Below are 13,525 nucleotides of genomic sequence, written 5' to 3'. Positions count from 1 at the left end.
GAACGCCGGATGCCATGTAGCTCGTGGCAAGCCCGGCCCCTCACCCCAACCCTCTCCCCGGAGGGGAGAGGGAGCTGCTATTTAGCTGGACGGTATTCCTCATGGGATTTTCTTCACTCTTCATCCGCCGCCCCATTGCCACCGCCTTGTTGATGGTGGCGGTGCTGCTGCTCGGCGTGCTGGGCTATCGCGAATTGCCCGTCTCCGCGCTGCCGGAAATCGAAGCGCCCAGCCTGGTGGTGACCACGCAGTATCCGGGCGCCAGCGCGGCGACCATGGCCTCGCTGGTCACCACGCCGCTGGAGCGCAACCTGGGCCAGATTTCCGGCCTGGACATGATGACTTCCGACTCGTCCGCGGGCCTGTCGACCATCGTGCTGCAGTTCAATATGGACCGCGATATCGACATCGCCGCGCAGGACGTGCAGGCGGCGATCAATCAGGCGCGCGGCACCTTGCCGACCACGCTGCCGTATCCGCCGGTCTATAACCGCGTGAATCCGGCCGATGCGCCGATCATAACGTTGATGCTCACCTCCGGCAGCCGCCAGCTGCGCGACGTGAACGACCTGGCCGATTCGATCCTGGCGCAGAAGCTGTCGCAGGTGCAGGGCGTGGGCCTGGTGTCGATCGCCGGCAATGTGCGCCCGGCCGTGCGCATCCAGGTCAATCCGGCGGCGCTGGCCAATCTCGGCCTGACCATGGAAGACGTGCGCAACGCGCTCACCGAGGCCAACGTCAACGCACCCAAGGGCACGCTCAACGGCGCGACGCAGTCGTACACCATTTCCACCAACGACCAGCTGGCGACGGCGGCCGAATACAAGAACACCATCATTTCCTATAACAGCACCACCAATGCGCCGGTACGTCTGTCCGACGTGGCCAAGGTGGTGGACGGTGTCGAGAACGACCAGCTCGCTGCCTGGGCCAACGGCAAGCAGGCGGTGCTGCTGGATATCCGCCGCCAGCCGGGCGCGAACATCGTGCAGACGGTGGCGCAGATCCGCCAGATCCTGCCGCAGCTGCGCAGTGTGCTGCCGGCCGATGTGCACCTGGACATCTTCGCCGACCGCACCATCACCATCCGCGCCTCGGTGCAGGATGTGCAGTTCACCCTGCTGCTGACCATCGCGCTGGTGGTGGCGGTGATCTTCCTGTTCCTGCGCCGGCTGTGGGCCACCATCATTCCGTCGGTGGCGGTGCCGCTGTCGCTGCTGGGCACGTTCGGCGTGATGTCGTTCGCCAACATGTCGCTGGACAACCTCTCGCTGATGGCGCTGACTGTCGCCACTGGCTTCGTGGTGGACGATGCGATCGTGATGATCGAAAACATCGTGCGCTACATCGAGCAGGGCAAGAGCGGTCCGGAAGCGGCGGAGATCGGTGCCAAGGAAATCGGCTTCACCGTGCTGTCGCTGACCGTATCGCTGATCGCGGTGTTCCTGCCGCTGCTGCTGATGCCCGGCGTTACCGGCCGTCTGTTCCACGAGTTCGCCTGGGTGCTGGCCACCGCGGTGGTGATCTCGATGCTGGTGTCGCTGACCCTGACGCCGATGATGTGCGCTTACTTGCTACGCCCCGATGCATTGCCCGAAGGCGACGATGCGCACGAGCGCCACGCCGCCGCCGGCAAGCGCACCGTGTGGGGTCGCACGGTGGCGCTGTACGAACGCTCGCTGGACTGGGTGCTGGATCATCAGCGCGTGATGATCTTCGTGGCGCTGGTGACCGTGGTAGTCACGGTGTTCCTGTACATCGTGATCCCGAAGGGCCTGCTGCCCGAGCAGGACACCGGCATGATCACCGGTGTGGTGCAGGCCGACCAGAACGTCGCCTTCCCGCAGATGGAACAACGCACCAAGGCTGTCGCCGATGCGTTGCAGAAAGATCCCAACGTCGCCGGCGTGGCCGCCTTTATCGGCGCCGGCTCGATCAACCCCACGCTCAACCAGGGCCAGCTCAGCATCGTGCTGAAGGACCGCAGCAAGCGCGGCAGCCTGGATGACGTAGTGGCCAGCCTGCAGAACGCCGCGGCGAATATCCCGGGCGTGGCGCTGTATCTGAAGCCGGTGCAGGACGTGACGCTGGATACGCGCGTGGCCGCCACCGAATACCAGTACTCGATGTCCGACGTGAACTCGGACGAGCTGGCGCAGTACGCCACGCAGATGACCCAGGCCATGCGCCAGCGGCCGGAACTGGCCGACGTGGACAACAACCTGGCCAACCAGGGCAATGCGCTCAAGCTCGACATCGACCGCGACAAGGCCAGCACCCTGGGCGTACCGGTGCAGACCATCGACGACACCTTGTACGATTCGTTCGGCCAGCGCCAGATCTCCACCATCTTCACCCAGTTGAACCAGTACCGCGTGGTGCTGGAGGTGGAGCCGCAATTCCGCTCCAGCACTGCGCTGCTCAACCAGATCACGGTCAAGAGCAACGGCAGCGGCGCGCTGACGGGCAGCAATGCCACCACCTTCGGCCAGGCGACCTCGAGCAACTCCTCCACCACCACCGGCATCGGTGTGGCCAATACCGGCATCATCCTCGGCGCGGGCGGTACCATTCCGCTGGCCTCGCTGGTGAATGCGCAGACCACCACCGCGCCGCTGGTGATCAGCCATCAGCAGCAGCTGCCGGCGATCACCATCTCGTTCAACCTGGCGCCGGGCTATTCGCTGTCCGAGGCGGTCACCGCGATCCATGCGGCGGAACAGCAGGTCAATGCGCCGCCGCAGGTACGCGGGCAGTTCATCGGCAAGGCGGCGGAGTTCTCCTCCTCGCTCAGCAACGAAGCGCTGCTGCTGCTGGCCTCGGTGATCGTGATCTACATCGTGCTGGGCGTGCTGTATGAAAGCTACATCCACCCGATCACGATCATTTCCACCCTGCCGCCGGCCGGCGTGGGCGCGCTGCTGGCGCTGATCCTGTGCAATATGAGCCTGTCGGTGGACGGCATCGTGGGCATCGTGCTGCTGATCGGTATCGTGAAGAAGAACGCGATCATGATGATCGACTTCGCGATCGAGGCGCAGCGCACCGGCATGAAGCCGCGCGAGGCAATCCATCGCGCCTGCCTGCTGCGTTTCCGCCCGATCATGATGACCACCGCCGCCGCCATGCTGGGTGCGCTGCCGCTGGCACTGGGCAACGGTATCGGCGCCGAGTTGCGCCGGCCGCTGGGCGTGTCGATCGTCGGCGGCCTGCTGCTCTCGCAGCTGGTGACGCTGTACACCACGCCGGTGATCTACCTGTACATGGAGCGCTTCTCCGATTGGCTGCGCGAGCGCCGCGAACGGCGCGAGCTGCGGCATGCCTCACGGGCGTGAGGCGTGCCTGTCTTCCTCTCCCCGCCGGGGAGAGGACCGAGGTGAGGGGGCACGCTCGCGACGGCTTGCATCCGGAGCGTGCTTCGGGGCGCCGTCTGCGCAAGACTGGCCCCTCATCCGACCCTTCGGGCCACCTTCTCCCCAGCGGGGAGAAGGGAAAAGCCTCAACCAATCCGCCCTTCGCACGTTGATCCAGGCATGAATATCTCCGGCCCCTTTATCCGTCGCCCGATCGGCACCTCCTTGCTGGCGATGGGGGTCTTCGTAATCGGCGTGATCTGCTACTCGCTGCTTGGCGTCTCGGCGCTGCCGGACATGCAGTTCCCGGTGATCTTCGTTTCCGCCAGCCAGGCCGGCGCCAGCGCCGACAACATGGCCGCCACCGTGGCCGCGCCGCTGGAGCGCCACCTCGGCCAGGTGCCCGGCATCGACACCATGCGTTCGTCCAGCTCGCTGGGCAGCACGCAGATCTTCCTGATGTTCGAAAGCGGCCGGAATATCGACGATGCCGCACGCGATGTGCAGGCGGCGATCAATGCCGCGCAGCCGGATCTGCCGACCGGCCTGAACAGCCCGCCCAGCTACGAGAAGGCCAATCCCAACGACGACCCGGTGATCGCCTTCGCGCTCACCTCCCAAACGCAATCCGCGCGCGATCTCTACGACGTGGCCGACTCGCTGCTGGCGCAGCGCCTGCGCCAGCTGGAGGGCGTGTCGGAAGTGGATATCCTCGGCGCCGCCACGCCGGCCGTGCGCGTGGACGTGAACGTGCGCGCGCTCAATGCGATGGGCATTTCGCCCGACCAGCTGCGCAATGCGCTCACTGCCGCCAATGTGTTCGAACCGCAGGGCTTCCTGTCCGACGGCAAGACCACCATGGCGGTGCAGGCCAACGATGCGCTGCACAGCGCAGACGATTTTGCCAACCTGGTGATCGCCACCAACGGCAAGGGCGTGCCGGTGCGGCTGAAGGACATCGCCAATGTCTACGACGGCCAGCAGGACGCATACCAGGCGGCCTGGTTCCAGGGCAAGCCGGCGATCCTGATGTACGTGTACAAGCAGTCCAACGCCAACATCATCGGCACCGTGGACCGCGTCAAAGCCGAAGTGCCGTTGCTGCGCAGCTTCCTGCAGCCGGGCACCACACTCACGCCGTATTTCGACGACACGCCCACCATCCGCGCCTCGCTGCACGAAGTGCAGGCCACCTTGCTGATCAGCCTGGCGATGGTGGTGCTGGTGATGGCGATGTTCCTGCGCCGGCTCGCACCGACGCTGATCGCCGCGGTAGCGGTGCCGCTGTCGCTGGCCGGCGCGGCAGTGATCATGTATGCGCTCGGCTTCACGCTGAACAATCTCACCTTGCTGGCGCTGGTGATCGCGATCGGCTTTGTGGTGGACGATGCGATCGTGGTGATCGAAAACATCATCCGCCATATCGACCAGGGCATGTCGCGCATGGAGGCTGCGTTGGCCGGTGCGCGCGAAATCGGCTTCACCATCGTGTCGATTACCGCTTCGCTGGTGGCGGTGTTCATCCCGCTGCTATTCATGGGCGGCATCACCGGCATGTTCTTCAAGGAATTCACCTTGACGCTGGTGGCGGCGATCGTGGTATCCGCGCTGGTGTCGCTGACCCTGACCTCGTCCCTGTGCGGGCATTTCCTGCGCGGCCACGATGAGGCGAATGCGAAGCCGTCGCGCTTCGGCGCGGCGCTGGAGCGCTTCCACGAAGGCATGCTCAAGCTGTACCAGGTGTCGCTGGATTTCTCGCTGCGCCATGCGCTGCTGTTCTCGCTGACGCCGCTATTGCTGATCGGTTTGACAGTGCTGATCGCCATGTCCGGCCAGATCAAGACCAGTCTGTTCCCGGCGCAGGACACCGGCCTGCTGCGCGGACGCGCCACTTCGGGCGCGACGGTATCGTTCCAGGATTCGGCCAACCGCCAGCAGCGCCTGATCAACATGCTGCTGCACGACCACGATGTGGCCGTGGTCGGCTCGCGCCTGGGCAGCACGCGCCAGGGCGCTGCCGGCACCTTCGACATCCAGCTGAAGACGCATGCGGAAGGGCGCACCGACGACACCTTCGCCGTGCTTACCCGGCTGAGCAAGAAGGCGGCGCGCTATCCGGATTTGAACGTGCGCCTGCGTGCGATCCAGGACCTGCCCAGCTTCGGCGGCGGTGGTACCAATCAGGGCGCGCAATACCAGATCTCGCTGCAGGGCAACGACACCACCGAGCTGCAGGAATGGCTGCCCAAGCTGGTGGACGAGCTGCGCAAGAACCCCAAGCTGCGCGACGTGGGCAGCGACCTGGACGACGCCGGCCTGCAGCAGAACATCGTGATCGACCGCGACAAGGCGGCGCGCCTGCAGGTCAATATCGGCGGCATCGACTCGGTGCTCTACGACGCCTTCGGCCAGCGCCAGGTCAGCACCATCTATTCCGATCTCAACCAGTACAAGGTGGTGGTGAACGCGCTGCCGGGCCAGACCGCCACGCCGCGTTCGATCGACGAGGTGCTGGTGCCGTCGAGCACTGGCCAGATGGTGCGGCTATCGGCCTTTGCGCATCAGGAGCCCGGGCTGGCGCCGACCCAGGTGTCGCACATGAACCAGTACACCACCATGGACCTGAGCTTCAATCTCGCCCCCGGCATCAGCATGGGCGAGGCGCTGCAGGTGGTGCAGGCGACCGCGGACAATATGCGTATGCCGGGTGACATCAAGCTCGACATCGGCGGCGATTTCCGCCGCTTTCAGCAATCGCAGTCTGGTGGACTGCTGCTGATCTTCGGCGCGATCGTGGTGGTCTACATCGTGCTGGGCATTCTCTACGAAAGCCTGATCCATCCGGTCACCATTCTGTCCACCCTGCCTGCGGCGGGCGTGGGCGCACTGCTGGCACTGTGGTTCACCAATACCGATCTGTCGGTGATTGCGCAGATCGCGCTGGTGTTGTTGATCGGCATCGTGAAGAAGAACGCGATCATGATGATCGACTTCGCCCTGGTGGCGCAGCGCGAACACGGCAAGTCGCCGCTGGAGGCGGCACGCGAGGCCAGCCTGGTGCGCTTCCGCCCGATCATGATGACCACCATGGTGGCGATCCTGGCGGCGGTACCGATCGCGGTAGGCCTGGGCGAAGGCTCCGATTTGCGCCGTCCGCTCGGTATCGCGCTGATCGGCGGCCTGCTGATTTCGCAGAGCCTGACCTTGCTCAGCACGCCGGCGCTGTATGTGATCTTCTCCTGCCTGAGCGAGCGCTGGGCCGCGTGGCGCAATCGCCATCGCAAGCCGCATCAGCCGGCGCTGGTGCGCGAATCGTAAGGAGCCGCTTGCTCCCTCCCCTGCGTAGGCAGGGGAGGGCCAGGGTGGGGTTGTCCGAGCTTGCCGCGAGTGTGTGGGCTTCACCCCACCCCAGCCCTCCTCTACTACACGTAGGGGAGGGGGCAGATCGCGCCTAGAAAAACTTCTGCTCATACTTCAAATACACCACCCGCCCGATGTCATACGTCGGGTTGTACGGATATTGGCTATAGCCATCCGTCCCGGTCGGCCCCAGCGGCCCGGCAATGGAAAACACGCCCAGGTACGACAGCGGCGCGCGCCGGTTGAAGATATTGGTGGCGCCCAGGGCGATATGCCCTTTCCACGGCGCATCCCAGCTCAGCTGCAGATCGTTGAACGCCAGCGCACCCTGTCGCTGCAGGCCGGTGGGTGAATCGACCAGGTCTGCGTCGGGCATGTTGCAGGGGAAGTACAGGTCCATCGACGGATTGGCCTGGCGGCAGGATTCGGTCAGCGAGGAGTAGTAGCGGATCGTCCAGGTGGCGCCGAAGCTGCCGTAATGCCAGGTGATATTGGTGGTGTCGCGGAAGCGCCACAGCGGGCCGAGCACGGTGTCGTAGCTGCCCAGCGTGTTGGAAACCACCGGGCCGCCGGCTGCGGATTGCTCGCGTACCGAATTGATGTAGGTGCCATTGGTATCGATCTTGAATTTGCCGACCGGCGTGTCGGGGAACAGGTAGCTCAGCGTGATGTCTTCGCCGCGCTCATCCACGAAGCCCTCGTTGATCAGTGCCTGCACCAGATTCACTACCTGGCCTTGTCCATTGCGCTGGAACTGCGTGCACTGCTGTGTGATGCCCAGCAGGTAGCAGTTGTCGAGGATGCTGCTGGCGGTGGGCAGGGTGATCACATTGTCGATGCGGATGCGATAGAAATCCGCCGTGATGTTGAAGCCGTCGAACCAGCTCGGGCTGTACACGAAGCCGGCGGTGTAGCTCTTGGAGGTCTCCGGCTTCAGCGCCGCATTGGCGCCGGCCAGGAACGGCGTGGCGGCGATCGCGTTGGCGCCGGATACCGGTGCGCCGCCGGCGGTGAGCTGGGTGAAGCCGGGGCCGACCCCGGCAATGCCGCCGTAGCCGTTGACGCAGCGCGCGGCCACCGCCGAATTGCCGGTAAGCCCGAAGTTCACGTCGCAGGGGTCGGTATAGCTGGTGAAGCTCTGCATGGTGCCGCCATAGAGATTGGCGATCGAGGGCGCACGAAAGCCGGTGCCATAGCTGGCGCGCACCAGCAGATCGTCGACCGGTTTCCACGACAGCTTGTACTGGTTGTTGTTGGTATCGCCGAAGTTGCTGTAGTGCGAGAAGCGATGCGCCAGGTCAAGGTCCAGCAACTGCGCGCCAGCCATGTCTTTCAGCAGCGGCAGGTTCACTTCCGCATACGCCTCGTTGATGCCATACGAGCCCTCGCCGGCGTTCTGCTGCAGATTGGTATTGAGCCCTTGCTGCGAATAGAAGTCGGGCGTGGCGCCGCCGGAGATATCGCGGTGGTCCGCGCCCACCGCAAAGGTCGCATCGCCCGCGCCGAGCACATCGGGGAAGGTGAACATGTCGCCGCTGAGGTTGGCGCTGAGATTGCGCGCCTGGCTGAAGGAACGGGTGCCGGCCACGATATTGAGATAATTGATTTCCGCCGGCGACAATCCGCCCGCACCGGAGAACGGATTGATCGGCACGCAGCCGGCGATCACATGCCCGGGCGTGCCGCATACCACCTGGCCGGACCCGTCCATGAAGGACGGTCCCAAGCCCAGGTAGGCATGCACCATATTGAGATTGCCCGGGCCGAAGCTGGACTGGTCGTAGCGATAATCGCTATAGCCGGCGTCCCAATTGAACAAGTGCTCGCCGAGGGCGAAGTCGCCCTCCAGGCCGACGCGGAAACCGGCCTGCTTGATCTTGTTGTCGGCCACGCGATTGGGGCTGATCAAAGGCAGCAGGAATTGCAGATTGTTGCCCGGCAGCGGGTTGTAATAGCTCTGCGCGGACAGGCTTTCCAGATAGCTCTGCGGGAAGGTGCCGGCAGGCAGTCCCAGCGCCGCGGCGAGGTTGTTGCCGTTGACCACGGTGTTCGAACCCAGCGGATAGCCGCCGATCATCACGGTGGAATCGTTGGTGTTGTAGGTGCCGGTGAAGTTGGCACTGATGTGGTCGGTGAGCTTGTAATCACCCTTCAGCGTGTACGACCGCAGGCGGCTGTTCGGCACCAGCGTATTCATCGCCGCGGCGTTGGTGTAGTCCTGTGCAAAGGTGGGCGAGGGATACTGGATGCCGAAGGTATCGGGATGGAAGTTGCCGATATTGCGGCCGTCGCCGCCAGGATTCACGATCATCGGCGCACCCAGCGCATTTTGCAGTTGCGGCAGGTTCTCTGCCGCGCCGGTCAGCGGATTGATGGCGCCGATGATCTGGCCGTAGTCCGACGGTCCCTGCGTCTGCGGATAATTCGGCCCCAGGCTTTCAATGCCGTACTGGCTGTACCAGCGATCGTTGGCATTCAGTGCGTCCTGGTTCTGCACGGTGATGTTCACCAGGAACGAGCCGCGCGAAAACTTCTTGCCGCCGGTGAGGCTGAACTGGCTTTGCTTGCCGTCGTTGCCCGGCGCATAGGTGCTGTTGTACGTATCCAGCTGCACGCCGTCGAAATCTTTCTTGGTGATGATGTTGATCACGCCGGCGATCGCGTCGGAGCCGTAGATGGCCGAGGCGCCGTCCTGCAGGATTTCCACATGATCGATGATCGAGCTTGGCACCGTGCTCAGGTCGGTCTGGCCGAAGATGTCGGTAGTCCAGCGCTGCCCGTCCACCAGCACCAGCGTGCGCGGTGCGCCGAGCCCGCGCAGGCTGGCGTACTGGCCGACGATATTGCCCAGCACGCTCTGGTTGCTGGTGCCGGCCGAACCGACCGAGGAGATGTTCTGCAGGATCTGGCCGACGCTGATGAAACCTTGCTGCTGCAAGGCTTCATGCGAAAGTTCGGTCACCGGCTGCGAGGTTTCCACATCGACGCTGCGAATCAGCGAACCGGTCACGGTAACGCCTTGCAGGGTGACGGTCTTGTTGGGCGGCGGCGGTGGCGTGGCCGGTTGCTGCGGTGTGCTTTGCGGGGGAGCCGCAGGCGTGGTTTGTGCGGTGGAGGTGGCAGTCAGGGCAAGCCCGGCCAGCGCCAAAGCGGTACGGATCGCCAGCGCGATCTTGAGCTGTGGTGTATTCACGGTGGTCTCCCGATGTTGTTAGGTGCGGCTCACGCCTGCACCACGTGGTTTTCGGGCGCACGTTCCCCTGGCTGCGGTGGTGGGGGCGCCGCAGCTTGAATCCTTGATATACGCGGGACCTAGGCGGAATCGAGCACCAATTGCGCGGAATTTCGCAGTGCCAATTCAGCTGTTGCCGGTCCCGGCCGCAAAAAAAGAACCCCGGCGTAGCCGGGGTTCTCGATCATCGGGCGGTCCGGCCGAAGCCGGTTGCTCAGAACAACTGCTGCGAGTACTTCAGATACACCACGCGGCCGATGTCGTACTGCGGGTTGTAGGCGAACGCCGTATAGCCGTCCGTGCCGGTCGGGCCCAGCGGGCCGATCACGCTTTCCGCACCGGTGTAGGTCAGCGGGGCATGCCGGTTGAAGACGTCGGTGGCACCCAACGAGATCTGGCCCTTCCACGGTGCCTTCCAGCTGACCTGCAGGTCGTTGAAAGCGAGCGCACCCTGGCGATACAGGCCGCTTGATGCGCCCTGCACGTTGCCGTTGGGATCGGTGCACGGGAAGTACATCTGCAAGTCCGCGTTGTCGCCGTGGCAGGATTCCTGCAGCGACGAGAAGTAGCGCACCGTCCAGGTGGCGCTGAAGTTGTTCCAGCTCCAGTTGAGGTTGGTGGTGTCGCGGAAGCGCCAGACCGGGCCGAGGATCGGATCGTAGGTGCCCAGATTCCAGGAGACCGGGCTGCCTGGCGAGCTCTCTTCCTTGAGCGAGCTGATGTAAGTACCGGTGGTATCGATCTTGAACTTGCCTACCGGCGTATCCGGGAACAGGTAGCTCAAGCCCACGTCGGTGCCGCGCTCATCCACGAAGCCCTCGTTCACCACCGCCTGCAGCAGGTTGATCACCTGGCCGTTGGCGCCGGAACGCTCGAACTGCGAACACTGGTCGGCTTCGTTCAACTGATAGCAGTTGAGCAGGATGCTCTCGGCCGAGGGCAGGGTGATGATGTTGTTGACGCGGATGCGGTAGCCATCGACCGTCACGTTGAAGCCGCTGAACCAGCTCGGGCTGTAGACGATGCCCGCGGTGTAGCTCTTGGATGTTTCCGGCTTCAGGTTGGGGTTGGCACCGGTGAAATACGGCGTGGTGCTGGTGGAGAACGGACCGGAGACCGGCACGCCGTTCGCATTGAGCTGATGGAAGTTCGCACCGACGCCGGGAATACCGTCGATACCGGCCACGCAGTTATGCGCCACCACCGGATTGGAGGTGTAGCCGTAGGTCACGTCGCAGGGATCGGTGTAGCTGGTGAAGCTCTGCATCGTGCCGCCGTACAGGTTGGAAATCGACGGGGCGCGGAAACCCGTGCCGTAGCTGGCGCGTACCAGCAAGTCGTCGATCGGCTTGTACGAGAGCTTGTACGAGTTGTTATTGGTGGTGCCGAAGTTGCTGTAGTGCGAGAAGCGGTGCGAGATGTCGATGTCGAACAGCTGCGCGCCGGGCAGATCCTTCAGCAGCGGCAGGTTGACTTCGGCATAGGCTTCGTTGATGCCGTAGGAGCCTTCGCCCGGATTCTGCTGCAGGTTGGTGTTCAAGCCTTCCTGTGTGTAGATATCGGGCGTGACGCTGCCGGAAACGTCGCGATGGTCGACGCCGAAGGCGAAGGTGGCGTCGCCTTCACCCAGCGACTGCGGCAGGGTGAACATGTCGCCGCTGATGTTCGCCTGGATCTGGCGCTGCTGGCTCTGCGAGTGGGTGAAGAAGTCGTAGTTGAGATAGTTGATCTCGGCCGGGGTCAGGCCGCCGGAGCCGGAGAACGGATTGAGCGGTACGCAGCCGGCGATGACATTGCCCGGGGTGCCGCACAGCACCTGGCCGCCAGCACTCATGAAGGACGGCCCGATGGCGTTGTACAGATGCACTAGGTTGAGGTTGCCGCCACCGCCCATGTCCTGGATGTAGTGGTAGTCGCTATAGCCCGCATCCCAGTTGAACTCGTTCTCGCCCAGCGTGAAGTCACCCTGCAGGCCGGCGCGGAAGCCGTACTGCTTGATGTTGTTGACGGTCACGCGGTTGGGATCCTGCAGTGGCAGGCTGAAGGACGTGTTGTAGCCGGGCAGCGGGTTGTAATAGGCGTTCGGCGACAGCGTGGGGAACCACGCGCTGCCGAGGCTGCCGGCCGGCAGGCCCAGCGCATTGGCCAGGTTCACGCCGTTGGCGGGCGTAAGCGAGCTCAGCGGATAGCCGCCGATATAGTCGGTGGCATTGTTGGTGTTGTAGGTGCCGGTGAAGTTCGCCGTGATGTGATCGGTCACCTTGAAGTCACCCTTCAAGGTGTACGACCGCAGGCGATTGTCCGGTTCGAGCGTTTCCAGGCCCGCCGAATTGGCGTAGTCATTATTGAAATACGGGCTCGGATACTGCACGCCGAACGTATTGAGATGGTAGTTCGCAATATTCATCCCGTTCTGGCCGGCGTTGACCGTGATCGGGCCATTGGCCAGCGCGGCAGGCGATCCGCCCGCGGCATTGACGGCGCTGGTAATGGTGCCGAAGTCGGACGCCTGCATGGACTGCGGATACTGCGGGAAGCTGCCGTAGCCGTAATGGCTGAACCAGCCGTCGCTGGACATGATCTGGTTGATGTTCTGCACGGTCATGTTGAAGGTGAACGAGCCGCGCGAGAACTTCTTGCCGCCGGTGAGGCTGAACTGCGTTTGCCTGCCGTAGTCACCCGGCGAATAGGTGCTGTTGTACGTGTCCAGGTACAGGCCATCCACATTCTTGGTGTGGATATTGATCACGCCTGCGATAGCGTCTGAACCGTAGATCGACGAGGCACCGTCCTGCAGGATTTCCACGCTGTCGATCAGCGAGCTGGGAATGGTGCTGAGGTCGGTCTGGCCGAAGATGTCGGTGGTGTAGCGCTGGCCGTCGACCAGGATCAGGGTGCGCGACGCGCCCAGGCCACGCAGGCTGGCGTACTGGCCGACGATATCGCCCAGCGAACTCTGGTTGCTGGTACCGGCCGAGCCGACCGAAGGCACGTTCTGCAGGATCTGCCCGACACTGACGAAGCCCTGCTGCTGCAGCGCCTCATGCGAGAGTTCGGTGACCGGCTGGGCCGTTTCCACGTCCACGCTGCGAATCAGCGAGCCGGTAACGGTGACGCCCTGCAGGGTCACGGTCTTGTTGTTGGGCGCCGGCTGCGTTCCGTTTTGCGGTGCGGGCGGTTGCGATTGGGTGGCTGGCTGCGATGTCGCGGCGGGGGACGTTTGTTGATCGGGCGTGGCAGTCTGCGCTGCCGCAACGGATATCAAGCCATAGCTGCCCAACACCAACGCCATGCGTATCGCATGTGTGATTTTCTGCTGCTGAATTTTCAAGTTCGTACTCCCCAGGTTTACGTGATGGTGATTACACGTGTGCTTATCCCTGCCCCGTTTTTTACTGCCCCGGATTTGCGTCAATGTGGGTTTGCCGCAATCCGTAAAGTGCTTGATACACGAAAATCACACATAAAATCGAGCAGTAAGGATTTTCGTTGCTGGTAAAGAAAATTCGAAACGAAAATCAGAAAGTTATGCCCGTAAGTTACGTGCAAGTGAGTCATTCGTTACGTGCATCAAGCGTCA

General features: G+C 63.4%; 4 protein-coding genes. 2 read left to right on the top strand and 2 right to left on the bottom strand.

What is annotated here, in order from left to right:
* Window positions 1–101 precede the first annotated feature (101 nt).
* Both IGX34_RS03460 and IGX34_RS03455 read left to right on the top strand, forming a co-directional pair.
* Window positions 102–3,335 (top strand): efflux RND transporter permease subunit, encoded by a 3,234-nt coding sequence (locus IGX34_RS03460; RefSeq protein ID WP_192554253.1) that lies wholly within the window; start codon window positions 102–104, stop codon window positions 3,333–3,335.
* A 198-nt stretch (window positions 3,336–3,533) separates the two neighbouring features.
* The gene (locus IGX34_RS03455) at window positions 3,534–6,671 is read left to right on the top strand and encodes an efflux RND transporter permease subunit (protein WP_192554252.1); all 3,138 of its coding nucleotides are present in this window, start codon (window positions 3,534–3,536) and stop codon (window positions 6,669–6,671) included.
* A gap of 133 nt (window positions 6,672–6,804) precedes the next feature.
* Here IGX34_RS03455 and IGX34_RS03450 read toward each other — a convergent pair whose 3' ends face one another.
* Both IGX34_RS03450 and IGX34_RS03445 read right to left on the bottom strand, forming a co-directional pair.
* Window positions 6,805–9,906: a TonB-dependent receptor domain-containing protein gene (locus IGX34_RS03450; RefSeq protein WP_192554251.1), complete on the bottom strand. Its 3,102-nt coding sequence runs from the start codon at window positions 9,904–9,906 to the stop codon at window positions 6,805–6,807.
* Window positions 9,907–10,159: 253 nt separating this feature from the next.
* Entirely contained in the window at window positions 10,160–13,276 is a 3,117-nt protein-coding gene (locus tag IGX34_RS03445; protein ID WP_192554250.1) for a TonB-dependent receptor plug domain-containing protein, read from the bottom strand.
* Between the last annotated feature and the right edge of the window lie 249 nt (window positions 13,277–13,525).

The organism is Dyella acidiphila (genome assembly GCF_014863405.1).
In the GTDB taxonomy this organism is placed as follows: Bacteria; Pseudomonadota; Gammaproteobacteria; order Xanthomonadales; family Rhodanobacteraceae; genus Dyella_B; species Dyella_B acidiphila.
Note: the sequence above shows the minus strand (reverse complement) of the source record. Positions and strands in the feature narration are given on the sequence as shown.